We start from the raw sequence: 23,059 nt of genomic DNA, 5'->3' as shown, positions 1-23,059 counted from the left end.
CCTCCTAAGCTATTATTTCGCGTTCGTTATGAAACTTTTTATAGGTTTCCTTTTTCATAATATCTTTCAAAATTTGAACGACTTTCCACACTTCCTCAAATGAGTTGTACAAAGCAACGGGTGCAAGTCGAATGCCATTTGGTGCTCTAAAATCAGGAATGACACCGGCTTCTTTTAGTGCTTTACAAATACTTGCCGCTTCCTCATGAACTAAAAATACATGACCACCTCTTGTTTCATCAGTAGGGTTACCTAACTGAAACACGTTTGGAATTTCTTGCTGTAAACATTCCATTAAAAAGCCTGTTAATTGCAATGATTTTTTACGAATTGCGTCAATACCAACTTCTTCAAACATTGATAAGGATCCTTCAATTGGTGCTAAACTAAAAATATGTGGCGTCCCAATTTGGAATGCACCTGCAGTATTGGCGGGAGTAAATTGTGTAGCTAAATCAAATTGCTTCGTCTTATCTGAGCCGAACCAGCCAGCTAGACCCGGCATGGTGCCAAAATGTTTTTCATGTACAAATAAGCCTGCAACCGAGCCTGGACCTCCGTTTAAATGTTTATAATTGCACCAAAAAGCAAAATCAGCTCCTATTTCGTGTAGTTGGTGAGGAATAGAGCCGATGGAGTGACATAAATCGAATCCAACTACTATGCCACGCTCATGAGCAGCCTTAGTAATCGCAGCGATATCTAGCACTTGGCCGCTACGGTATAAAACAGCTGGTAATATGGCGACAGCTACATCATCCGTCATTGCTTCGATTATTGCGTTTGTTGTAATCGTCTGACCGTCATCACTTTTTACGAGTTTTAAATGGTCTTCTGGTAAATTATGAACTTGAATTTGACTTGCGATAGCATAAAGATCAGAAGGGAAGTTTAATTCATCTGCTAAAATTTTATTTCGCTCAGTTGTAGGACGGAAAAATGTAGCTAGTAGTTGATGTAAGTTTGTTGTTGTTGAGCCTGTTAAAATAACCTCTTCTTTTTTTGCTCCAACTAATGGTGCGCATTTTTCTCCTAATTTTTCAGATAGAAAATACCACGGATGTTCACCACTAGTCCATCCATCGATACCAAATTGCTTCCACGAATGTAACAGCGTTAATAAACTATTTTCAGCACGTTTTGATAACAATCCTAAAGAGTTCCCATCGAAATAAAATTGATTTTCGTTTTTGTAAAATTCATTCTCGTACTTTTTTAATGCATCTTGACTATCTAGTAGTATCGCACTTTCTAAACAACTCATAAAATCACCCTTTTATTCCATTTTTTTCTTCATTTTAATCATAAAATGCTAGAATATCAAAGTCAAATAAAAATCCGGGAAATATTATTATTCAATAATTATTTTTTTAATATAATTTGGTTATTAGCCACTTTATTCAGATAAAGCGAGGGAATTGGCAGTTAATAAATAACTATTTAGAAATAGTAATATTGGCTGAAAAAGGGGGGATAACATGGAACGTCTTTAAAGGCTCAAGGTATTACAACCAAACAATACCGCAGTGAAAATATTATCATGAGTTATGACTAGGCCAGAGACCAACTAAAAGCATTTAATTCTTTGCGGGATTACTTTGAGGGACAAAATAAAAGCGAGAAATAACAAAGCGGTTGAGATTACTGGTGAGGTATAATAAAAATTATCATCAACAAAAAAAGGATGTTAAGACTAATAAAGATAAATATAAGTAGTTCGGCTTGCCGATCCATTTTCTTTAAATAGATTTAATGTAGGGGTCCCGTCAAAAAAATGCGGATTTACAACGTTAATGAAAGAATGGTTACCAAACGACCGTTTGGGAAGATTTGTACTTCAACTAACGGTTAGTTATATAATGACTTCAACTTATGAAATTGGAGGTTTTATAATGAGACATAACATTAAAGGGGTCTGTAAAATTTATCACGAAGACGAGGGTTGGGGATGGATTTCAATTGAAGGTGAGGATGACGTATGGGTACACTTTAGTAGTATTCAAATTAATGGTTTTAAATCACTTACTAAAGGTGACGTAGTATCGTTTGACCTTGAAGAAAATCCACATTTAAAAGAACAATCACGTCGAGCTGTAAATGTTAAGAAACTCGTAAAATTCAACTAACAGGTGCTTTCGTGCAATAAGCATTCCAATAACCTTCCTAAATCCCGCTTTGGGCACTTTTTTATTCAACTTACGAGGCAGGTTAGATGCCGGACCCCTAGTAGAATGGATTTCTACCATGAATAAAAGGAATAATAACAATATAAACGGAGCCTGCAAAAAACAACCAAAATAACTTTGATTTAAGACGGTCTGAAATTTTAAAAATTAATAGTCTAACAATTATTGAATATAGTCCAAAAATAAAATAAGAAATTCCAAACCAATTAACCCACACATTCCCCGTTAACGCTATTCCAAAGTTCTCATATATGTTACTCGCTATATTTATAGTAAGAAAATAACCAACTACGAAAAAAAACATTAATTCTAGAATTCCAAGTAATTTTATTTTATAGGTCATTTAAATAATTCAATTCCTTTCGTTTTAATTTAAAAATACGAAATAATTAACGAAATTATAACAAGGAACTAGTTAAATTATCCTCTAAATGTTTTTAATGGTATACATTTATTCTGGTTTTATTAGTTATTCTGCTAAACATGAAATAAGAGCGAAAACTGCAGCTATTCCACAACAAAAACTCACAACATTTCTTAACGTTGTAGATCTGTATAAATCTGATACTACCTCAGTCACCAAACTGACCATTTTCTAAAAAATGCAATATTGTATTCACAGTGATAAATAAATTACATATTGACATCAATTTTCTTCTTCTGTATAGTGAGTATCAATTTCATGCAATACAATTATTGGCAATGAGAAGGATACGAAATTTGATGGACGATTTACAGAGAGGGGAGTCATGGCTGGGAGCTCCCTAATGCCGCTTCAAATTTTACTACCTAGGAGCCGTGTTTGGAAACTTGCACCGTTTTATGCGACGTTACAGCATATTCAATGAGCCACTAATCATGTAGTGGGAATTTGGGTGGAACCACGGGTAATCAACACATACTCGTCCCTTTATTAGGGGCGGATATGTGTTTTTTTATTTTTAGGAAAAGGAGAATAGAACATGTCAAATCAAGAAGTAAAAATTCAATTTCCAGATGGTCAACAACAAGTATTTTCACAAGGTGTTACACTAACCGACATCGCACAATCAATTAGTCCAAGCTTACGTAAGAAGGCGATAGCTGGGAGTGTGAATGGAACCATCGTTGATTTGACGTACCCGATATTTACGGACGCACAAATTAACTTATATGATACTAGCTCAAAAAAAGGAATTGAAATTATTCGCCATTCAACAGCACATTTATTAGCGCAAGCGTTTAAGAGACTATATCCAAATGCACGATTTGGCGTTGGACCAATAATAGAAAATGGTTTTTATTATGATGTTGAAGTAGACCATTCGCTAATCCCAAGTGATTTAGAAAAAATAGAACTGATGATGCAGCAAATCGTAAAAGAAAATCTCGCTATACAACGCAAAGAAGTGACACGTGATGAAGCGAAACAATTATTTGCCCATGATGCGCTAAAATTAGAATTATTAGCCACTATTCCAGAAAACGAATTTATTACAGTGTATGAACAAGGGGAATTTGCTGATTTATGTCGTGGGCCTCATGTTCCGTCAACAGGGAAATTGCAACATTTTAAATTAATGCATGTCTCTGGTGCTTATTGGCGCGGTGATCGTAATAATCAAATGCTACAACGTATTTATGGTGTGGCATTCGCAACAAAAGAGGAGCTTCAAGATTATTTTGTTTTTTTAGAAGAAGCAGAAAAGCGCAATCACCGGAAACTAGGAAAAGAACTGGAATTATTTATGTTCTCTGAAGAAGCCCCGGGAATGCCGTTTTATTTAGCAAATGGTCAAATTATTCGAAATGAACTAGAGTCTTTTTTACGTGATTTGCAGACAGCCTATGATTATCAAGAAGTACGTACACCGATTATGATGAATCAGCGCTTATGGGAGCAATCAGGGCACTGGGATCATTATAAAGAGAACATGTATTTTACAGAAGTAGATGATCAAAAATTTGCCCTAAAGCCGATGAACTGTCCAGGACATATGTTAATTTTCAAAAATGATTTACATTCATATCGAGATTTACCGATACGGATGGCGGAATTTGGCCAAGTACATCGCCATGAATTTAGTGGTGCATTGAATGGGCTACTGCGAGTGCGGACATTTTGTCAAGATGATGCACATATTTTTGTTACACCAAAGCAAATTGAAGATGAAATTACATTAGCGTTAAAAATTATTGATCATGTGTATCAAGTTTTTGGTTTTAATTATGAAATTGAACTTTCAACACGTCCAGATGACTATTTGGGGGATATCGACTTATGGAACGAGGCAGAGGCTGCATTAGAAAATGTACTAAACAATTTAGGCTATCCTTTCAAAATTAATCATGGTGACGGTGCTTTCTACGGACCGAAAATTGATATTCATATTAAAGATGCTATTAAACGAAGTCATCAATGCGCAACAGTTCAGCTGGACTTCCAGCTACCAGAAAAATTTGATTTAACATATATAAATGAGCAAAACGACAAAGTGCGACCAGTCGTTATTCACAGGGCTGTTTTTGGTTCGATTGATCGATTTTTAGGGATATTAATTGAACATTTCGGCGGTGCTTTTCCAACATGGCTAGCACCAGAGCAAGTCAAAGTAATTGCTGTAGCTAATGCTCATCAAGCTTATGTCGATTATGTATTGGAGCAGCTGAAGAAAGATGGTATACGCGTATCATCAGATGATCGAAATGAAAAGCTCGGAAAGAAAATACGTGATGCTCAGATGAAAAAAGTGCCGTATATTTTAGTATTGGGTGATAAAGAACAGGCAAATCAATCTGTCTCAATGCGTAAATATGGTCAACAACAAGTAATTGAAATGCCGATACAAAAATTTACAGAGCTAATAAAACAAGAGGTAGCTGAAAAAACATTACCTATGAGCTAATAACTAGATGTTCGTATTTTGAAACTTCTAGACAGTGAGAGGAAATAAAGGAGTTGTTTATTTTGCCAAAAGTACGTGTTCAGCATATTGATGCTTTTAGTGTCGTACCTGGTAAAGGGAATCCAGCAGGTGTTGTATTAAATGGGGAAAATTATAACGAATCGCAAATGCAAGCGATTGCGGCTAACGTTGGATTTAATGAAACGGCGTTTGTAGTGCCTTCAACTGTAGCAGATTTCCGTATTCGATATTTTACACCTGGCCATGAAATGAATTTATGTGGTCATGCAACAATGGGGACAATTTTTGCCCTATATCGTGAACAGTTATTAAAAACTAAATTTACCAACTACCTTAATTGTAGAGCAAGGTCATGAAATAAATAAAGACGGCAAAGTTTTTGTACATCTACAAGGTGACTCTTCACAAATAAATATATCAATATCAGGTACAGCAGTTTATGTAAAAGATATAGAGATTGAAATGGAATAGCTTGTAATAGTGTTTAATTTTCTATAATAAATGGAAAATTCCGCAATACTATTCCTACTTTAATAGAAACTCTATAACAATTGATTCAGAAGGAAACTACTTTATCAATTGCGCCTTGCATGAAGCGCAAAAACGAGTCGTATAAGACAGTACAGCTGGCTTGTGCGTCTCGTGCGCTAGCGCGATTGCCTTGACAAATAAATCAACAGTATTTTTTATCCCTGTTTAGTTAGAAAGCGGATTTCTATTGTGAAAATTTGTATATACACACTCTTTCAATGCCCTCAGAATTATCCGGTGGACTTGTAGAAATTAATGAAACAATTAAAGAAACCGTAATTAGAGAGGTTAAAGAAGAAACTGGAATCGACATAGATATAGTTAAATTCTGCGGTGTATCACAAGAAGTAGAAAAAGGCATTTGTAATATGTGGTGGATAGGGGCTCCGATAAGTGGAGAAATTCAAACTGGTTTGGAAAGCTTAGAGGTTGGTTTTTTTGATATTGATGATGCCATACGATTAATAAATAACGAAGATTTTAAACAAGAGCTATTGCATTGCTTAAATAATAAAGTAGAACCATTTTTTATTTCTTTCCAATAAGATAAATTTGGAACATTATATTTTCTTTAAATATAATTGAAAGGAGATAAGACCTTATTATGGAAATTAGAAAAGCAAATATTCATGATGCAAGTGAAATTGTTCGTGTCATGACAAATGCAGAGGAATCTAATTTTATGTTATTTGAGCCAGGAGAAAGGCAAATAACAGTAGAACAATGCGCGGGAATGATTGAGAATTTGAATAATGCTGAAAAATCGGCGCTGTTTGTAGCGAGTGAGGAAAATAAAATTTATGGTTATATGATTGTCCGAGGAGATCAGGCGAGAAGAATTTCTCATAGAGCGTATATTGTTATCGGCGTTCATAGTGATAGTCGTGGAAAAGGAGTCGGAACAGCTCTTTTTGAACATCTACATTGCTGGGCAAAAGATGCAGGTTTACACCGGTTAGAGTTAACTGTTATTTCAAATAACGATGTAGCTGTAGGACTATATAAAAAAATGGGCTACGAAATTGAAGGTGTAAAAAAAGATTCATTATTCATCGATGGAATATATGTAGATGAATATTATATGGCGAAATTGATTTGAACTAAGCTAATATAAAGTGTTGTTTATTCTTTGCCAGTTATAAAATTAATAAATTTGCTGCACAAATTCATATTTAAACTACGCCACCGTCCTAATAGCGATAATCAATTGAACATTTAATATAAATACTTTAAGAATCTGCTCTCTTTTCGCGTGCAATCCGCATTTCCCCTAAGAGTCCAGCAGATTCTTTTTCTGTCGATAAATCAAAAAAGAAGCATAATTGAATCGCTGCTATTTTCTATACATAAAGAATATCGCCATCATTATATTGATACATTTATAGAGGGGTTTTTTTGTAATTTTTTATACTTTTAGAATAATAGCTAACGAAGTATCTTATTTTAAGTTAAGATATAGATAAGAACCGTAAGAAAAAATTAGCTTTAGGTGGGATTGTTTAATGGTACATCACTTGCATTCTCTTATTGAAAATTACGGATATATAGGCATCATTATTTTATTAATCGGAGGAGTTTTCGGTTTACCACTCCCTGATGAGATTTTTTTGACATATATAGGATATAGTGTTTATCGTGAACACTTGGCTCATATTCCTGCTTTAGCAAGTGCAGTAGTAGGGGCAATTGGCGGAGTTACTCTTAGCTATTATATAGGCTATCGTTTCGGATTACCTTTATTACTAAAATATGGACCTAAAATTTACATTACCGAACAAAAAATTAATTCCACTAAAAAATTATTCGATAAAATAGGTCCTGCCTTTTTGTTTATCGGCTTTTTCATTCCCGGAGTACGACACATTTCAGCATATATTGCAGCTATAAATAAATACTCCTTAAAAAAATTCACCATATATGCTTACTCGGGGGCATTTGCATGGACGTTAACTTTCATCACAATAGGAAGAGTATTAGGGGATAGATGGAGTTATGTTAGTATTTATTTATCCGACTTTAGCTTCTATATTGTATTATTGTTATTAATATTAATTATTGTCGGTTATTATTTTTTCAGAAAAAGAAAAGCATCTAAATGAACGTAAATACAAGAAAATAATAAGCATTGCAATATTAAGTAACTTATTGCAAGGAAGAACTATTTGTACATACCATTTAATTTACGAAAAAAGAAACACCTTCAAAGTGTACAGGAACAATTAGTACTCTTCATTGAAAAATAAATTTTTTTTTGCAGTAACTAGTATTAGCAAATAGAAAAACTCGTATTTTAAAGTAACATAGTTTAAAATACGAGTTTTGTATAAAAATATACTAATTTTTCTAAAAATTCACAAATGGAAGATAAGTCCGCTCGTATATGATTTTCATAGAGTTGTTTTATCGTTACTCAATTATTGTTCATAACCAAGTACTACGCCAATAATCTCCTTTGTATCTAATGCGCCATAGTGCCTACTGTCTGTTCCTCTCCACCACTGATCGACTAGTATATATACTTCACCTTCTTTGACATTCGTTAGGGGGGCTGAAGTTGAAAAGTATTTTCGTGTTTCTTCTGCATTTACAATATTGCTTTCGTCAACCTTGTTAAAATATGCTTCTTCATCAAGACCGTGCTTCGTTGCTTTTCCATAAAATGTGTTGAGTATTTTTCCGTCTATCCAAACTTGCCCGTTAATAATTTCGATTGATTCACCTGGAAGAGCAACAATCCTGCCTAAATATTGTGTTGGTATATTAGGATTTTGCAGTAGCATTTCCTCAGGCATTTGATAGTAAATTACATCCCCACGTTTATTAGTACGAATTGTTGGGTCAATAACTAATAAATCATGAGCAGAAGTTTCGAAATCGTGATTTCCACGATCCATCGCATCACTTAGCCATTCAATTGTAAATAAATTATCGGATATTGGAACCGTTAATACTTCGCTAGACGTGATAGAATCAGTTATTGTTTCAACTGCTCGTTGTTGGTTGATGTTATCATTCATAAGCAAGTAGATACCTGCTATAACAAAGACACTAAAAAGAGCTAGCACAAATTGAGGAACAATAAAGCGTCGTTTCTTTTTAAGATGTACATTACGAAGTACAGCTTTCTTGTTTTGCTCTGTAAATGTCACTTGCTGTAAGGGGCCGATATCTCGATTGTCTTTTAATGTTTTTAATTGCTCATGCATGAAAATCACCGTCCTTCAATTGTTTTTCAAGCAATGCACGTCCTCTTTTTAGACGCGTTTTCACTGTATTTTTATTGATATCCAGTAGATCGGCTATTTCAATAATTGATAAATCTTCATAGTAAAATAGTAAAAGTGCTTCGCGATATTTAATTGGTAACTTAAGAACATAGCTTAATAAATGTTGTTGTTGCTCAGAATGTAAAACAGCTTGTTCTGTGAGATGGTTGGATTTCGTATAATTAGGGAGAACATTATTGAGCAATATGCGCTTTAGCCAGCTGCTTCTTAAAACATCTTTACTACGATTAATCGTAACACGGTAGAGCCAAGCTTTTACTAATTGTATTTTAATCACTTGCTCATATTGGGAATAACATATGAAAAATACGTCTTGTACAATTTCCTGTGCTCTTCCGATATCTTTAACGTAACTATACGCGAGCTTCGTTAACGAATCACCGTAATCTTCCATCAACTGTTCAAGCCATTCAATCTTTTTTACTTGAGGTGTTGTTGTTGTGGAAAAAGTAAAATCCATCTCATCCCCTCCGAACATTTTGTTTAAAACGAATGAAACTGATGGAAAGTTTCAAGATTTATACAATTAGTATAATATAGTTCAAAAAATTTGTTGAGAACGTGGAAAAGAAGCCTTATTATGAAATGAATATTTAAAAGTAATCAAGTTTTTTTGTTCAGGGGAAAGATGTTCATAGGAGGGGATTACTATGTATAGACCAGCAGCATTTGACATGAAAGAGCATACAGATATGTATAAAGTTATTCATGAAAATGGCTTTGCAACATTATTTTCTACACATAATGGTATGCCAACTGCTACACATTTACCATTGCTTCTTAGTGATGGGAACGATTATTTAGTTGGACATTTTGCTAAGGCCAATCCGCAGTGGAGGGATATGGAAGGACAAACAGTATTAACAGTTTTTCACGGACCTCATTGCTATATTTCACCTTCTTGGTATGAAATGGACCAAGCAGTACCGACTTGGAATTATATAGCGGTGCACGTATATGGAGAAGTGGAGTTTATCGAGGATGATGAGTTAATAGCTTCTTATGAAAAGCTTATTTCGAAATATGAAAAAGCTAATAGTACATACAAGCTAGCGAATGTAGATCCGAAAATGATTACCAACATGAACAAAGCTGTACAGGGCTTTAAAATAAAGATTACGAATGTTGAGGGTAAGGCAAAACTAAGTCAAAATCACCCACAAAATCGCAGGGAGTTAGTAATTGATGCCTTGGAAAAAAATCCAGGTCAAAACGAACAGCAAATTGCTAATCTCATGAAGGAAAAAACCTGAATTCCGAAATTTTTCGGTTTCAGGTTTTTCAAGTTAATCGGCTTGTACTTCTTCGACAGTTTGTTCGACTTCCCCACGAGTCATTTTTTCGCGACCTTCGTGCATTGCTTTTAATGTTTTATGTGCAAGTGCAAGTGGGAGACGACAGAACAATAAAATTGTGCGCTTATTAATGCTTTTCATGTAATCATCTGCTTTTGCTAAGTTTTCCTCTGCATAAGCAAATAATTCAGCGCGTCCCCATCCATCAGGAACAAAGCTTACACCGCGCTCGTCCAAGTCTTCCTGTTCGTTTCGCAAAATATTTACAGCTTGTAAGCCGCGTCCGTAGCCAATCGCAAGCTCACGGTTAGTTTCAATACCTTCAAACGCATACCACAATTCAGACAGCATCACACCGACAAGGCCTGCCACATAGTATGTATAATCATCTAATTCTTCACGACTATGAATTTGCCAGTCGGCTTTTGCCCATTTGCCCATACCCATAGCCATCTCACTAGTAGAAGCAGTTACGATAGGTAATGCTTTTTCTGGGCATGCCTTTAACCAATCTCCTAGGCGAACAGTTACTTCTGGCCATTTTTCTTGCTGAGGTGCTAGAAGTTCTGCGTAAGCCTGTTCATCAAACGGCTTTTGCAATAGCTCACTTACAGATAGTAGTAATTTATGCTTCGTATCATTATCTACATCCTCATGGTCTTCGATTTCATCAATGGCACGCATAGCAAGGTAAGCAGTTGCTACCGCCATTTTTAATTCTTTTTGTAAAAATGTTATAGGAATATAAAAAGTGCGGCTCGTTTCTTTTAAGACGCGCATGGCATCTTTTTGCAGCTCTTTATTCGTCATGTTGACTCCTCCAGTCGTATATATACACGTACTATCGTAACTCAAAAAGTGAAAAAGATAAAATACAAACTGTTAAAATGACGAATTTGTAAAATAATATATAAACAGGAAAAATATTTGGGGCGAATTATTACTAGATTAAGTGAATTTTCGCTAGCAATAGAAAAGCTATAGTAACTCGTAGAAATCAATACTGTTAATTTATCAGATTTCATTTAAAATAAATAGTATTATAATTTCACAATTTGGTTTACGTGAAAGTGGTAGGTGGAAATATTGGAACGCAAAAAAACATATATATGTGTGGATGTGGAAGCGGCTTTAATTCGTGGACGGCAACACATTATTGAAGTAGGAGCAGTAAAATGGTTGCCTGATGGGACGAAGGAAACATTTACACAGCTTATAAAGCCTTATAAATTTAAAAAATTAAACGCCCATATTCAAAAGCTGACAGGTATTACAACAGAACAATTACTGGACGCACCTTCATTTAAAGAGGCGATATATAAGTTTAAGCGCTGGTGTAAAGGAGATTATATACTCCTTACATTTGGAGAGTTTGACCGTAAAGTGTTTGAAGAAGAGCTAGCGCGTAATTATATGAATAGTGATTTCTTATTTCCTTTAGTTGATTACCAACAGAAGTACATGATTGTACATGGCTTAAAGGAGCAACCAAGCCTCGGTGGTTTAATGACGACGCTCGGATTAGAAGTAGAAACACAGCATCGTGCACTAGCAGATGCGGAAAGCTTGTTGAAAATTTTTGAAGTGACAAACGGAGAGTCCGTTATTGAATGTCAGCAAACACGTAATATGATTATTCTATTCACACAATTTAAGCAACAGGAAACTGATTTTGATGTCGCAGTTACATACCTTAATTGCACTGTGGAGAACGATCATATTGAGGTGCAGCATATTGAAACATATCGCGAGCTGCTCCCCTTTACTGTACATGAAGAGGAACGTATGAATAAAGAAGGGGAAACATACGTTACTCAATTGACGACAATCCAGCCGTCAATTAAGGTGAAGGCGTTTTTACAGCAAATAATTTTACAAGCTGAGGGAAAAGTGGTGTTAACACGATCTGGTTTACGATCGATGTCCCGTTTACTACGTTTACATGGATGTACAATGCCGAAAACAGAGAATATGCAACTGTCTAATCTATTAAATAATGAAGAAATATTGGCGAAGTTTTATATTGGAGAACAGTCTGTACATGCTTATGAAGCAAAAATATGCCGATTACTCCGGAAATTTGAAGGCTTAATAATAGAAGAGTATTCTAAACGCGCTTTATTGCCGCAAGAAATATTAAAGGTGTAGCGAACGTATTTGTTGCTACAAAAAAATAATTAATAGAAATTATTGCACAATTATTTGAAGACTAGTAAAGTTTACATTGGGAGAAAATAAAGGAGAGCGTTTATGTCTAATGTTATAGGAATTGACACGGGGGGAACTTTAACGAAGCTAGCTTATCTAGATGAGCAAAATGAGTTAAAGTTAGAGCTTTTTCCGTCGAATGATATGGAGTTAGTAAAAGAATGGTTAGTGCGTCATCCACAAGTTGAAGAAATTGGTTTAACAGGAGGGCGTACCGAGCAATTACGTGATGTATTAAAAACGATGAAGTCGATTGAATATATAGTAGAGTTTGAGGCAACCTTAAAAGGTGTGCGCTACTTACTGGAAAAAGATGGACATTATATCGATAGTTGTATTATTACTAATATCGGAACGGGCACGTCGATTCACCATATGTTTAATAATGACCATGTGCGAATTGTTGGAACAGGCATCGGTGGTGGTACATTAATCGGTTTATCTGCACTTATGACGGGCATTGGTGATTTTAATGAAATAAGAACGCTTGCTGCAAAAGGAAACCGCGCTGAAATTGACCTTCTTGTGAAAGACATATACCAAGGTATGGAAACACCCATCTCTGGTGATTTAACAGCGAGTAATTTTGGCAAAGTCGGAATTACTGAACATGTTAATCACAATAAAGAGGATATTTTAGCAACTATACAAGGGCTTGTAGGTGAAGTCATTACAACGCTTAGTATACAAATTGCAGAAGAGAAAAAAGCGCAAAATATTGTCTATATCGGATCTACATTAACAAATAACGAGCATTTGAAAAAAGTAATAGCTAATTATACGATTTTAAAGAAACGTACACCAATATTTTTACAGGATTGTGGATTTTCTGGAGCGGTTGGTGCACTCCTCAATATATCTAAATATAATAAGCATGAATAAAAAGCTAGTAAACCGAAATATATCGGTTTACTAGCTTTTTTCCTGTTTACAAATTGAAATCATAGGCGTAATATAAAAAAGTAATTTATTTAGCTAGGTAAATAATTGGAGGTGCTTAGATGAATCCACTATTTCATATGCTTTTTCAACAACAACGTGTGCTAATCAATAAATTAAATGATGTGTTAAAGGAATATGATTTATTTCATGCACAATGGACAATTCTTTTTGTGTTACATGAGCAAGGACCGATGACATTAACAGCAATTTGGAAATATTTAAATGTCGAGGCGCCTACTGTTACGCGTACAGTAGCAAGGCTGGAACAATTAGGATGGGTAAAACGAGAGACTGGATTTGACAAACGAGAGAAAATTGTTGATTTAACAACTAAAGCACTCACTGCATTCCCTGTGATTGAATCATCCATTATTCAATTTGAAGAAGAAATGGTAAAAGGATTAAATGAATCTGAGCAACAACAATTAATCGCCTTATTGCAAAAGATGAAGGGTTGATTAAATGGAAACACAAAATCAAATTTTTACGAAGCGGTTCATTAGTTTGTTTTTTACAAATATGGCTGTTTTCTTTGTATTTTATGGACTTGTTACGACATTGCCGCTTTATGCCATTGGTGCACTTGGTCGCACTGATGAGGATGCTGGCTTACTCGTAACAGTTTTTTTAATTTCTGCAATATTAGTACGACCATTTAGTGGAAAGCTACTTGATATGTATGGGAAAAAGCGAATGCTTGTTATTGGCGTTTTATTATATTTTATTAGTACGATTCTTTATTTATTTGTTAAACCGTTTATGTTACTACTAGCACTACGTTTTTTTCAAGGAATTTGGTTTAGTATTCTAACTACGGCAGCCGGCTCTCTTGCAGCGGACATTGTACCTGCTAATCGTAAAGGGGCTGGACTTGGTTACTTTACAATGTCAACGAACTTAGCGGTAGTTATCGGACCATTTGTTGGTTTATTAATAATTCAACATTTCGACTATAATACGTTATTTATTGTGCTAAGTATAATTGTCTTCCTTGGAAGCTGTATCGCATTAACAATTAAAACCGATGACTTACCAAAATCAGAAAATGTAGATCGGTCGTTTAAATTTACATTTGATGATTTATTTGAACGAAAAGCTTTGCCAATTGCATTTTTAGCATGTTTAGTGGCCTTTGCTTATGCGAGTGTATTATCTTTTATTTCGATTTATGCCGAGCAGCAAAATTTACTTGCTGTTGCAAGCTACTTCTATGCAGTATTTGCAGCTGCGATGCTTATTACACGCCCATTTACAGGGAAAATTTATGACCATAAAGGACCGAAATATGTTATTTTGCCCGCTTTTATCTTATTTGCAATCGGTCTATTTATTTTATCAATGACAAGTGGGGCATTTTTCTTTTTAGTTGCGGCTATATTTATTGGAATTGGTTATGGAACATTGACTACGAGTTTTCAATCACTTGCTGTTCAATCTACAGTCCATCAGCGGAGCGGATATGCAACAGCAACGTATTTTACTTTATTTGATTTAGGCATTGCTGTTGGTTCGTATATTTTAGGTGTTGTTGCGGTACAATTAGATTATGCGTCAGTTTACATGATTGCGGGCATAGTATTACTTGTTGTATTTTTCCTATATATATTGACGTTTGTGAAAAGAAAATAAAAAGTAGATGTACGGGCGTGCTGCTCATACATCTACTTTTTTTGAATCGCTTCACGTGCAAGCGCATCGGCAGCGCGGTTTTCTTTTTCGGGTATCCATTTAATAAAGAACAAATCAAATTCATTAATTAAGGATATAGCACGCTCTAAAAAAGGTTTGAATTCTTCGTTTTTTACGTATGATTTGTCTATAGAAGCAACGACAATTTTTGAATCAGAGCGCATGGATATGAGCGTTGCATGTAATTTTTTTGCTTCTTCTAGTCCGCGGATAAGCGCTGTAAATTCGGCAATATGATTGTTTGTTTCGCCAATATATTCACTAATTTTAATATGGTGGCCTTCGCCTTTTATAAAAATGCCAATACCACTCGGACCCGGATTGCCTGCACTGGCACCATCAATATAAATTTCTAACATTATTTACCTCTGGGTTTTGTGTCATTACCTACATTATATCAGAATGCGGTATGTAGATGGACAAAAGAAAATAGTCAGTAGTACAATAGAAAAATGTAATTTTTAAAAGGGGGAAGCGTAAATGGATAAAGTTTCCGTTATGAAGGAAATTGACGAGATCACAGACACATATTGTACTGACTGTCTAATTATACGTGACCTAAGACAAAAGCGAGGTAAACCTGGTGCTCATAAATTTTGTATTGAATCATGTACAGTAGGGGAGCAGCTTCAATTTTTAGGCCAGGAATTGATGAAAATATATGAAAAATAAGTTGCAGAGTAGTTGAAAAAATGATGTTTTTTTGATATTCTGTATTTGTATTTCTTTTATTGGTAAGTGTTTGTTGCTTGGTACGCATCAAATAAATACCAATAATTACTATCAACGGAGTGGTTACCGTTGAAAAATTTCCTGCAGTTACATTAAGTCTCTGCTATAACGCGTAAACAACATCGGGTTTCCGATATTGTTTGCGCGTTTTTTATATCGCTCTGTAGACTTAGGAATAGCAGTAAGCAAAGTATCGGTTAACTTTGCGAGGACTTTTACCTGTAAATAAAGAAACTAAAAGTACTCTCAGCTTACTATTTTTACTTTTAGGACAGCATTTTCTCTTTAATCTAATGTACCTGTACTAATAATGGAGGTTTTTACTTGCACATCTATTTGTAATTTACTGGTAATATCTTCCGTCATCTCTTTAGTCCATTTTCCATTGTAGTACATTCGGAAATATTCACTTAAACCAATGGGATCCACTTGATATTCCTTTAGCTTGTCTAAAAATTGATCGATATTATTCTTTATTTGCTTATCGATATCATTTTCTATTTTTGATAAGCCTTCTGAAGTATATAGGCTAGAGTTCCTTTTCCCTTTATACTCAATAAGTGCTCCATTAATAACTAATGAAATTGTTAGCTTTGGGGAGTCTATATTTTTATTGCTCTTAATATTCACCTTACTTTTAACGATATTAAACACCAATCTTTCTGTGCCATCGCCTTGATTTAACGTAATTGATAGAGGTGCAATTTTATGTTTCTTTTGAAGATTTTGAATGATGTATGCATCTTCAGCTGAGATAGTTTCAAGCATTTTATTATTTTTAAATAGCGCTACGCTTGAAATTTCTATTTTTTGATCTTTTCTTTCTATTACAGGTATAATGGGATCAATTACTGGATTTGTACCGGTATATACAAAATCGTGAATATTCGTATTTGGATTAAATGCAGTATTGATGGTTGGTTTTAATATATCATTCAAATAAAAATTAATATTAGGTTTATCGGGATAATCTGCCTCTATCAGTTCCTTTGCGGACACTCCTTTAACGATTGCAATTAGTACTTTATCTGCAGCCGCAGGGTTTCTATATAAATGCCGAATTGTTCGTTGTAAATCTCCTATACGGGCAAATTTCTCATCGATAAGAACGACACGTAATTGGCTGAATGTAATTTTTTTATCTGAAAGTGCCTCAATATCAATAATGCCTTTAGAAGCTAATTCAGTAGTAACACTAAAAACTTCAGTATTTTTCTGTGCATGAGAAGAATATTGTGGAATTGCGATACTTAACTGCATAGTATTTTCATCAATATAATCAAATGCCACGATGCCAACCATACCAACATCTTCTAAAGGTACTCTTTGCTCTTTTGATGAACAGCCTACTAAAAAAATAGCAGCAAATATAGTAGCGATGAATAGAAATTTTCTGCTCAAGATTGCACCTGCTTTTTTCTGAGTAAATATATGATACATAAAAATATAGGCCAAACGATTAACACATAAACTAAATAATCATTTACTTTATATAATTTTTCATGGAAGTCACGAGTAAATGGCAGTTTTATAACAAGGAAGATAACAATTGCGAGAATATATAAATAATATTTCTTTTTTTTATCGGAAATAGATTCCATGCCTTTTTTCGCGCTCCATAAATACACCGCTAAAGTAGATATAACTAGAAAGACCCATAATGTCATCGCAAACACATCGATTCTTTCGATAAAAGAAAGTTCCCCAGCTTTTAACAAATTTAATACCGAAAACTTTATATTTTTTAACTGCCATTCAGAATAATATATTACGCTAATAAATACGGTAATAAAGCAAAGACTGATACTGATCCAAATGCCTATCAATGCATGTTTAAAAGCCTTATTTTGTTCTTTAATATAAGGAAAATAAAACATGATTAATTCGTATCCTACGACAGCTAAGTAGCCTCTTTTCATAGCATCAAAAAGTTCATGGCTATTAAAATTAAATAATGGAAAAATGTGACTCACGATGCCTTTTTGAAATGCCCAATGCGAAAAATAATAAATACCGGATGTTAGGAAGAACGATAGAATACAAAATCTTGCAATGGATTTTATCCCTCCACTTACGATGTAAAGAAGTAATAGGAGCAAAAGAATAAGAGGAAAAGTATTCGTTTGCTCCGGTAGAGTTGTACTATGGATAAGATCCATGTAATAAGTAATTGTTCCTGCAATAAAAACAGTGATTTGAAGAATAATCAACACATTGATTATCTTTCCTAACACTTTACCTAGTAATAGTTCATTGATACGGAATAAATTTTCATTAGGATATTTCCTGTTAAGCCAAATCATCGGCCATAATGTTAAACTGGCAATCACCCCAAAGAGAAGAGGGAAAACTGTTTGGCTATAACCTACTGCACTAAGTTCTCGAGGTAGCGTGAGTATTGCGGTGCCTAACATTGCACTTTGAACCAAAAAAACAACATGATAGCCATTCAATATTTTTTTTGTTTGTGTACTCAAATTAAACTACCCCAACTTCCTTAAAGCTTTTTACTTTTTCTGAGCTCTTGAAATCCCTTTTCGACCTTTTGTAAAAGCTATTGGAAATCTGATAACACTGTCCAACAGATCTGTGGCCTTCCGAGGAATAAAAGGAGTCATATATGGTGTTCCTAAAGATTTTATACGTAATAAATGGGCGAATAACCAAGCTAATGCTAACATTTGACCAAACAACCCAAAAAATCCGGCAGCAAGAATAAAAATATACCGAACGAAGCGACTTGTATTACTCATTAAAAAAAGTGGCGGTAGGAAAGAGAGTAATGCTGAAACTGCAACTAACACAATTAAAATATTACTAACTAGTCCTGCTTCAACCGCTGCGGTACCAATGACAATACCACCTACGATACCAATCGTTTGCCCAACTTTCGTAGGCAATCGAGAACCAGCTTCCCTTAGCACTTCGATAATTAACTCGATGAACAATACTTCGAAAATTGGTGGAAAAGGAACCTTACTTCTCGATTCTTGTATATTTAATAACAGTTCATAAGGAAGTATTTCTGGATGAAATGTTAAAGCAGATATATAAGTAGGAGTTATTAAAATTGTCAAGAAAAAGCCGAAAAAACGAAGCATCCGTAGTAGGGACGCCATTGTCCACCGGTTATAATAATCTTCAATAGAAGTAAACATTTCGAAAAATGATGTAGGACATACGATTGCTGCTTGGCTATTGTCCATGAAAATAATAATTCTTCCATCAAGTAGATACTGACTAATAGTATCTGGCCGAACACTCATGTAATACTGTGGGAAAGGGGACAAAGGATTGTCTTCAATTGCTTGCATTAACATTGAGATATCCGTAAATATCGGATAATGAACCTTATCTATTCGTTGTCTTAACTTATTTAAATTTTCTTTATTTACGAGATCATCGATGTACAGAATGGAAATTTTAAAATTGGATTCTGTTCCTAAAATACGATCTTCGTTTTTTAACATCGGATTTCGAATACGTCTTCTCACTAAAGAAATATTGGTTTGTAGTGATTCTGTAAATGCATCTTGTGGTCCGATAACAGTTGACTCTGTAGCTGTATCCGTTATTGCGCGTGTAGGTGCGCTATAAGTGTCCATAGATAATAATTGATGTGTTTGCTGAAAATACATCAGCGTATGACCACCAACAAGCTTTTCTATAATACCTTTAAAATCCTTGAGATCAACGGGTGTAGCTAATTGATGAATCTGATGGATATAATCACATAAAGGAATTAATATTGATTTTTCTAATGTTTGCTTCTCCACAAGTGAACTGGAATGAATAATCGTGACAATACCTTCGCTTGTCGGGATTTCTTTGAAAACTATGTCTTGAATATCGTTTGTAATCTCCTTTAAAGCTTTTACCGTTTCATCAGCTAAAATATCCTCCGCCGTAGGAGCCTTTTTATACTGCTTATTAACTTTCGTGGTACGTACCAACTTATATTTCAAAGTACCACACGCCTTTCTATATATAGATAACGTTAGATTGTCCATTTTTTGAAAAATTATGTATTAAAATTTCGGTTCTTTTTTAAAATATGTACTGGACCGAATTACAAACGTTCCTTTTTTCGCAATCTTGCTACGATTTCTATCTCTTAAAGATAATATAGAGTATTATTTGCTTAAAGAAAAAAGCCGCCTCAACAAGTTGAGACGACTATCGATAGATTTAATTTAGGCAGTTACTGCTTGATAAGCAAGTAAATCTTGGTAGTATTTATTTAAAGAAGATGCAGATACGCCAAAGCCTTCTGCGATTTCCTTTACAGTAAATGCTTTCCCTTCGAACAATTCACGTTCTTGACCGAAGCGAATGGCACCAGCTGCGATTGCCGCTGCTTTACGTGCTGTTGGTTGTTGTTCTACTAAGTAATCTTCTAAAACAATTACTAGTTTCTCAGAGTCACGACCGCGTTCTTGTAAAAAGTTCTTTGCTTGTTCTAGGACGTCTGTTTCAAATGATGTGAATTCTTCTCCCGCGTATCCACCATCAACTAACTGCATCCAGAAATTTAAATGATTTAGTTTTAGGAATTCACTCACTGATTGCTCATTATTATACCCTTTAGCAAATGTATCAAATACTTTTGCATGCTCAGCAGGGAAGAAAATTAGTGTCGAAACAGCTAGCATATGCATAGCTTGTCCTGAGCCGTCTGGTAGAAGGAAGGCAAATACGTGCATACCTTCTGGAATCGGTTTATTGTTTTCACGACGAATCATATAGCTTTCTTTCGTTAAAGTATGTGTTGCTTTGAAATGACGTTCCTCTACAGCGTCTACTCTCCCGATGAACATTTCAGGTTGCATCCAATTTGATAATAACTCGATTGTAGTAGGGCGCACCATTTTTTTTATAGTACGTTTTAAATAGCCTGTCCAAATATCAGGACGTACGTGGAAGAAAAATTCATCTAAAGCAACTGCTTCTATTAATTCGCCCTGTAAATGAGTTTGTAGTTTTGGCTTCCAATCTTGAACAATTTCGATATATTCGCGGATATCTTTGCGTTCTGGGTAAGCCCCATAAAAGTTTTGTAATACTGCTTCGATTTCTTCGTTGAAAACAGATGTGACAGTTGTTTGCGTTTTCCCTTCACAGCATTTTTTATATTTTTTTCCGCTACCACATGGGCATTGGTCATTACGTCCTATCATATAAACACACTTCCTTTAAATTCTTGTTGATATTTATGATAAAAAAAACACATATTTAATAATAACGCTTGTGCGGTTTCTTGAAAACTAATTGTATATTTGGAACTGTCTGATAAAGCGCGCTATTATAATATATGAAGATTTTTCTGAAATTAGAACTAAAAAAACGATTTAGCCAATATGACTAAACCGTTTTGTGAACTGTTGTTTCTTTTCGTATACTACGTATCTTAGAAAATTGTTCAAGCTGAGCTACTAAATTGCCGATTAAAATAAATGCGCCACCGATTAATAATTGTGTCGTAATAGCTTCATCTAAAAAAATAAAGGCAAACATTGCGGCGAAAATCGGCTCCAGTGAAAAGATTAAGCCGGTATGTGTTGGTGATGTATACTGTTGTACAACAGATTGGGCGACGAAACAAAAGGCACTACATATGATCCCTAAGCCTAAAATCGCAATCCAGCCAATCGTTGTTGTTGGCACTTGGGGTGTTTCGAAAAGCAAGCAGAAAAATGCAGCAAAAACACCAGCAAACCCTAATTGATACACACCAAAAGATATAGAATCTACATTTTTAGTGAATGAACTATTAAGTATTAAGTAAATCGCGTAACTTACTGCAGCAATAGCTACTAAAATATCCCCAACTTGGAATGTTAATGACTCTTTTAAAGTAAGAATTGATATTCCAATCAACGTCATAATAATGGCGAATCTTACTGGGCGAGAAGGTAGCTTTTTATCTAAAATACTAGTGAAAATCGGCACTAGCACGACTGTTAAGCTTAAAATAAACCCTGCATTTGAAGCGGAAGTTGTCTTTAATCCGAATGAAGATAGCGCAAATACTAAGAAAAGTATAAAGCCTTGAATGCTGGCGTATATTATCGTTTTTGTATTTACTTGCATCAATTTTTTATAAAAAATAAGTCCCGCTACCGCAAAGGCAATTAAACAGCGTAGCGCTACAACATTGTACGCTTCTAGAACTTCTAATCCCATTACCATAAACGTATATGACATACCCCAAAATAACGTTACAATAACCATTAATAAATTTGCCTTAATTTGTATACTCAATACATTCACCACTTTTCAATACATTCATTTTTTAACTGTTATAATACAATATAAACCTTGCTTTACGATTAGTAAAACGAATGTTTATAATGATTAATATGAAAAAAATTCATGCAAAGGGGTTAAAGCAATGAGTTTAGTAAAGTATGAAATTTTAAATAAAGTTGCAGAAGTACAAAGTTTTACAGAAGCAGCGCAATTATTAGGATTAACACAATCAGCTGTTAGTCATGCTATATCAAGCTTAGAAAAAGAATTCGGTTTTGCACTCATCCATCGTAGTCGGAATGGTGTGAAACTTACAATGGACGGTCAAACGATGCTGCTTGCGATGCGTAAAGTACTACAAGCAGAGGAACTTTTACAGCAAGAAGCGGCTAATATTGTAGGTGTTACAAAAGGAACAGTACGTATCGGTTTAATTTCCAGTATTTCGACAAAGTGGATGCCGAACATCATTCGTTCCATGGATTCTAATTATCCAGGTATAAAAATTGAATTACGTGAAGGGGACTATTATGAAATCGAGCAATGGTTAATAAATGGGCAAGTCGATTGTGGATTTTTAAATCGCACAAGTTCGAAGCAATTTGATTTTATGCCATTAAAACGGGACAATCTCCTATGTATTGTATCTTCGAAAAGTCCGCTTTATTATAAAGAGGAAATTGATTTATATGACATAGTACTAGAGCCTTTTATTATGCCATCTTATCGTGGAATGAATGATATTTTAACGACTTTTGAAAAGCACGGAATAAAACCGAATGTTCGTTTTGAATTGTTTGATGAAAAGGGAATATTATCTATGGTAGAACATCATATAGGTATTTCCATGCTACCAAAGCTACTTTTATCACAATTACCATCAAATGTACGCGCTATACCTGTTAAACAGGAGAGCTTTCGTACTATTGGTTTAGCGACGAAACAATCTCTATCACCAGCAGCACAGAAGTTTGTTGAAGTGTTAAAGTTATGGTTAGAAAAAAATGAAGAAGATTTAACGAATGAATAGGGGA

General features: G+C 34.7%; 22 protein-coding genes and 1 pseudogene. 13 read left to right on the top strand and 10 right to left on the bottom strand.

Annotated features, from left to right (window positions below; translation table 11 throughout):
- Positions 1 to 4: 4 nt before the first annotated feature.
- On the bottom strand, positions 5 to 1,264 hold the full coding sequence (gene kynU / locus AAFN87_RS05395; protein ID WP_347790029.1) for a kynureninase: 1,260 nt from the start codon (positions 1,262 to 1,264) through the stop codon (positions 5 to 7).
- Between the two features lie 628 nt (positions 1,265 to 1,892).
- On the opposite strand from kynU, the gene AAFN87_RS05390 reads away from it, so the two are divergent.
- From AAFN87_RS05390 to AAFN87_RS05365, 6 genes and pseudogenes are all read left to right on the top strand, one after another.
- Positions 1,893 to 2,126 (top strand): cold-shock protein, encoded by a 234-nt coding sequence (locus AAFN87_RS05390; protein WP_347790028.1) that lies wholly within the window; start codon positions 1,893 to 1,895, stop codon positions 2,124 to 2,126.
- 1,022 nt (positions 2,127 to 3,148) lie between these two features.
- A complete protein-coding gene (thrS, locus tag AAFN87_RS05385) occupies positions 3,149 to 5,071 on the top strand; it encodes a threonine--tRNA ligase (protein ID WP_347790027.1) in 1,923 nt (640 codons plus the stop codon).
- Between the two features lie 62 nt (positions 5,072 to 5,133).
- Positions 5,134 to 5,439 (top strand): annotated as a pseudogene (locus tag AAFN87_RS05380) (PhzF family phenazine biosynthesis protein); the annotation flags it as partial.
- Positions 5,440 to 5,841: 402 nt separating this feature from the next.
- Complete coding sequence (locus AAFN87_RS05375) at positions 5,842 to 6,168, top strand: NUDIX hydrolase (protein WP_347790025.1); 327 nt, start codon at positions 5,842 to 5,844, stop codon at positions 6,166 to 6,168.
- Between the two features lie 59 nt (positions 6,169 to 6,227).
- Positions 6,228 to 6,722, top strand: a complete 495-nt coding sequence (locus tag AAFN87_RS05370) for a GNAT family N-acetyltransferase (RefSeq protein WP_347790024.1) — start codon at positions 6,228 to 6,230, stop codon at positions 6,720 to 6,722.
- A 403-nt stretch (positions 6,723 to 7,125) separates the two neighbouring features.
- The gene (locus tag AAFN87_RS05365) at positions 7,126 to 7,722 is read left to right on the top strand and encodes a DedA family protein (RefSeq protein WP_347790023.1); all 597 of its coding nucleotides are present in this window, start codon (positions 7,126 to 7,128) and stop codon (positions 7,720 to 7,722) included.
- Positions 7,723 to 8,037: 315 nt separating this feature from the next.
- Here AAFN87_RS05365 and lepB read toward each other — a convergent pair whose 3' ends face one another.
- The gene (gene lepB / locus AAFN87_RS05360) at positions 8,038 to 8,829 is read right to left on the bottom strand and encodes a signal peptidase I (protein ID WP_347790022.1); all 792 of its coding nucleotides are present in this window, start codon (positions 8,827 to 8,829) and stop codon (positions 8,038 to 8,040) included.
- Positions 8,822 to 9,370: a sigma-70 family RNA polymerase sigma factor gene (locus AAFN87_RS05355; RefSeq protein ID WP_347790021.1), complete on the bottom strand. Its 549-nt coding sequence runs from the start codon at positions 9,368 to 9,370 to the stop codon at positions 8,822 to 8,824. The genes lepB and AAFN87_RS05355 overlap by 8 nt, the downstream gene beginning before the upstream one ends.
- Positions 9,371 to 9,560: 190 nt before the next feature.
- Here AAFN87_RS05355 and AAFN87_RS05350 point away from each other — a divergent pair, with 190 nt between their 5' ends.
- Positions 9,561 to 10,163: an FMN-binding negative transcriptional regulator gene (locus AAFN87_RS05350; protein ID WP_347790020.1), complete on the top strand. Its 603-nt coding sequence runs from the start codon at positions 9,561 to 9,563 to the stop codon at positions 10,161 to 10,163.
- A 33-nt stretch (positions 10,164 to 10,196) separates the two neighbouring features.
- Here AAFN87_RS05350 and AAFN87_RS05345 read toward each other — a convergent pair whose 3' ends face one another.
- Positions 10,197 to 11,015 carry a squalene/phytoene synthase family protein gene (locus AAFN87_RS05345; RefSeq protein ID WP_347790019.1) on the bottom strand — a complete coding sequence of 273 codons (819 nt, stop codon included), beginning with the start codon at positions 11,013 to 11,015 and terminating at the stop codon, positions 10,197 to 10,199.
- 276 nt (positions 11,016 to 11,291) lie between these two features.
- On the opposite strand from AAFN87_RS05345, the gene AAFN87_RS05340 reads away from it, so the two are divergent.
- The 4 genes from AAFN87_RS05340 to AAFN87_RS05325 all read left to right on the top strand — a co-directional run bounded on the left by AAFN87_RS05340 (position 11,292) and on the right by AAFN87_RS05325 (position 14,984).
- Positions 11,292 to 12,353 (top strand): 3'-5' exonuclease, encoded by a 1,062-nt coding sequence (locus AAFN87_RS05340; protein ID WP_347790018.1) that lies wholly within the window; start codon positions 11,292 to 11,294, stop codon positions 12,351 to 12,353.
- 102 nt (positions 12,354 to 12,455) lie between these two features.
- The gene (gene coaW, locus AAFN87_RS05335) at positions 12,456 to 13,295 is read left to right on the top strand and encodes a type II pantothenate kinase (RefSeq protein WP_347790017.1); all 840 of its coding nucleotides are present in this window, start codon (positions 12,456 to 12,458) and stop codon (positions 13,293 to 13,295) included.
- A gap of 119 nt (positions 13,296 to 13,414) precedes the next feature.
- A complete protein-coding gene (locus tag AAFN87_RS05330; protein WP_347790016.1) occupies positions 13,415 to 13,813 on the top strand; it encodes a MarR family winged helix-turn-helix transcriptional regulator in 399 nt (132 codons plus the stop codon).
- A gap of 4 nt (positions 13,814 to 13,817) precedes the next feature.
- Complete coding sequence (locus AAFN87_RS05325) at positions 13,818 to 14,984, top strand: MFS transporter (protein ID WP_347790015.1); 1,167 nt, start codon at positions 13,818 to 13,820, stop codon at positions 14,982 to 14,984.
- Between the two features lie 32 nt (positions 14,985 to 15,016).
- Here AAFN87_RS05325 and AAFN87_RS05320 read toward each other — a convergent pair whose 3' ends face one another.
- Positions 15,017 to 15,403 carry a ribonuclease HI family protein gene (locus AAFN87_RS05320; protein ID WP_347790014.1) on the bottom strand — a complete coding sequence of 129 codons (387 nt, stop codon included), beginning with the start codon at positions 15,401 to 15,403 and terminating at the stop codon, positions 15,017 to 15,019.
- 121 nt (positions 15,404 to 15,524) lie between these two features.
- On the opposite strand from AAFN87_RS05320, the gene AAFN87_RS05315 reads away from it, so the two are divergent.
- Positions 15,525 to 15,716, top strand: coding sequence for a zinc-finger domain-containing protein (locus AAFN87_RS05315; protein WP_347790013.1), 192 nt, complete (start codon positions 15,525 to 15,527; stop codon positions 15,714 to 15,716).
- A gap of 345 nt (positions 15,717 to 16,061) precedes the next feature.
- Here the strand turns inward: AAFN87_RS05315 and AAFN87_RS05310 are convergent, their stop codons facing one another.
- The 5 genes from AAFN87_RS05310 to AAFN87_RS05290 form a co-directional block, all read right to left on the bottom strand.
- Complete coding sequence (locus tag AAFN87_RS05310; protein ID WP_347790012.1) at positions 16,062 to 17,177, bottom strand: Ger(x)C family spore germination protein; 1,116 nt, start codon at positions 17,175 to 17,177, stop codon at positions 16,062 to 16,064.
- Entirely contained in the window at positions 17,174 to 18,253 is a 1,080-nt protein-coding gene (locus AAFN87_RS05305) for a GerAB/ArcD/ProY family transporter (RefSeq protein ID WP_347790011.1), read from the bottom strand. The genes AAFN87_RS05310 and AAFN87_RS05305 overlap by 4 nt, the downstream gene beginning before the upstream one ends.
- Positions 18,254 to 18,283: 30 nt before the next feature.
- Positions 18,284 to 19,741 carry a spore germination protein gene (locus AAFN87_RS05300; RefSeq protein WP_347790010.1) on the bottom strand — a complete coding sequence of 486 codons (1,458 nt, stop codon included), beginning with the start codon at positions 19,739 to 19,741 and terminating at the stop codon, positions 18,284 to 18,286.
- A gap of 228 nt (positions 19,742 to 19,969) precedes the next feature.
- Entirely contained in the window at positions 19,970 to 20,953 is a 984-nt protein-coding gene (locus AAFN87_RS05295) for a YecA family protein (RefSeq protein WP_347790009.1), read from the bottom strand.
- 184 nt (positions 20,954 to 21,137) lie between these two features.
- Entirely contained in the window at positions 21,138 to 22,046 is a 909-nt protein-coding gene (locus AAFN87_RS05290; RefSeq protein ID WP_481886463.1) for a DMT family transporter, read from the bottom strand.
- A gap of 121 nt (positions 22,047 to 22,167) precedes the next feature.
- On the opposite strand from AAFN87_RS05290, the gene AAFN87_RS05285 reads away from it, so the two are divergent.
- On the top strand, positions 22,168 to 23,055 hold the full coding sequence (locus AAFN87_RS05285; RefSeq protein ID WP_347790007.1) for a LysR family transcriptional regulator: 888 nt from the start codon (positions 22,168 to 22,170) through the stop codon (positions 23,053 to 23,055).
- The last annotated feature ends 4 nt before the right edge of the window (positions 23,056 to 23,059 follow it).

Source organism: Solibacillus sp. CAU 1738 (assembly GCF_039888725.1).
In the GTDB taxonomy this organism is placed as follows: domain Bacteria; phylum Bacillota; class Bacilli; order Bacillales_A; family Planococcaceae; genus Metasolibacillus.
This window is presented reverse-complemented; position numbering and strand designations above follow the sequence as displayed.

What these genes read in the sequence shown, in the direction of transcription:
- kynU (WP_347790029.1), bottom strand. Translation starts at nt 1,264, where the DNA reads ATGAGTTGTTTAGAAAGTGCGATACTACTAGATAGTCAAGATGCATTA.
- AAFN87_RS05390 (WP_347790028.1), top strand. Translation starts at nt 1,893, where the DNA reads ATGAGACATAACATTAAAGGGGTCTGTAAAATTTATCACGAAGACGAG.
- thrS (WP_347790027.1), top strand. Translation starts at nt 3,149, where the DNA reads ATGTCAAATCAAGAAGTAAAAATTCAATTTCCAGATGGTCAACAACAA.
- AAFN87_RS05375 (WP_347790025.1), top strand. Translation starts at nt 5,842, where the DNA reads ATGCCCTCAGAATTATCCGGTGGACTTGTAGAAATTAATGAAACAATT.
- AAFN87_RS05370 (WP_347790024.1), top strand. Translation starts at nt 6,228, where the DNA reads ATGGAAATTAGAAAAGCAAATATTCATGATGCAAGTGAAATTGTTCGT.
- AAFN87_RS05365 (WP_347790023.1), top strand. Translation starts at nt 7,126, where the DNA reads ATGGTACATCACTTGCATTCTCTTATTGAAAATTACGGATATATAGGC.
- lepB (WP_347790022.1), bottom strand. Translation starts at nt 8,829, where the DNA reads ATGCATGAGCAATTAAAAACATTAAAAGACAATCGAGATATCGGCCCC.
- AAFN87_RS05355 (WP_347790021.1), bottom strand. Translation starts at nt 9,370, where the DNA reads ATGGATTTTACTTTTTCCACAACAACAACACCTCAAGTAAAAAAGATT.
- AAFN87_RS05350 (WP_347790020.1), top strand. Translation starts at nt 9,561, where the DNA reads ATGTATAGACCAGCAGCATTTGACATGAAAGAGCATACAGATATGTAT.
- AAFN87_RS05345 (WP_347790019.1), bottom strand. Translation starts at nt 11,015, where the DNA reads ATGACGAATAAAGAGCTGCAAAAAGATGCCATGCGCGTCTTAAAAGAA.
- coaW (WP_347790017.1), top strand. Translation starts at nt 12,456, where the DNA reads ATGTCTAATGTTATAGGAATTGACACGGGGGGAACTTTAACGAAGCTA.
- AAFN87_RS05330 (WP_347790016.1), top strand. Translation starts at nt 13,415, where the DNA reads ATGAATCCACTATTTCATATGCTTTTTCAACAACAACGTGTGCTAATC.
- AAFN87_RS05325 (WP_347790015.1), top strand. Translation starts at nt 13,818, where the DNA reads ATGGAAACACAAAATCAAATTTTTACGAAGCGGTTCATTAGTTTGTTT.
- AAFN87_RS05320 (WP_347790014.1), bottom strand. Translation starts at nt 15,403, where the DNA reads ATGTTAGAAATTTATATTGATGGTGCCAGTGCAGGCAATCCGGGTCCG.
- AAFN87_RS05315 (WP_347790013.1), top strand. Translation starts at nt 15,525, where the DNA reads ATGGATAAAGTTTCCGTTATGAAGGAAATTGACGAGATCACAGACACA.
- AAFN87_RS05295 (WP_347790009.1), bottom strand. Translation starts at nt 20,953, where the DNA reads ATGATAGGACGTAATGACCAATGCCCATGTGGTAGCGGAAAAAAATAT.
- AAFN87_RS05285 (WP_347790007.1), top strand. Translation starts at nt 22,168, where the DNA reads ATGAGTTTAGTAAAGTATGAAATTTTAAATAAAGTTGCAGAAGTACAA.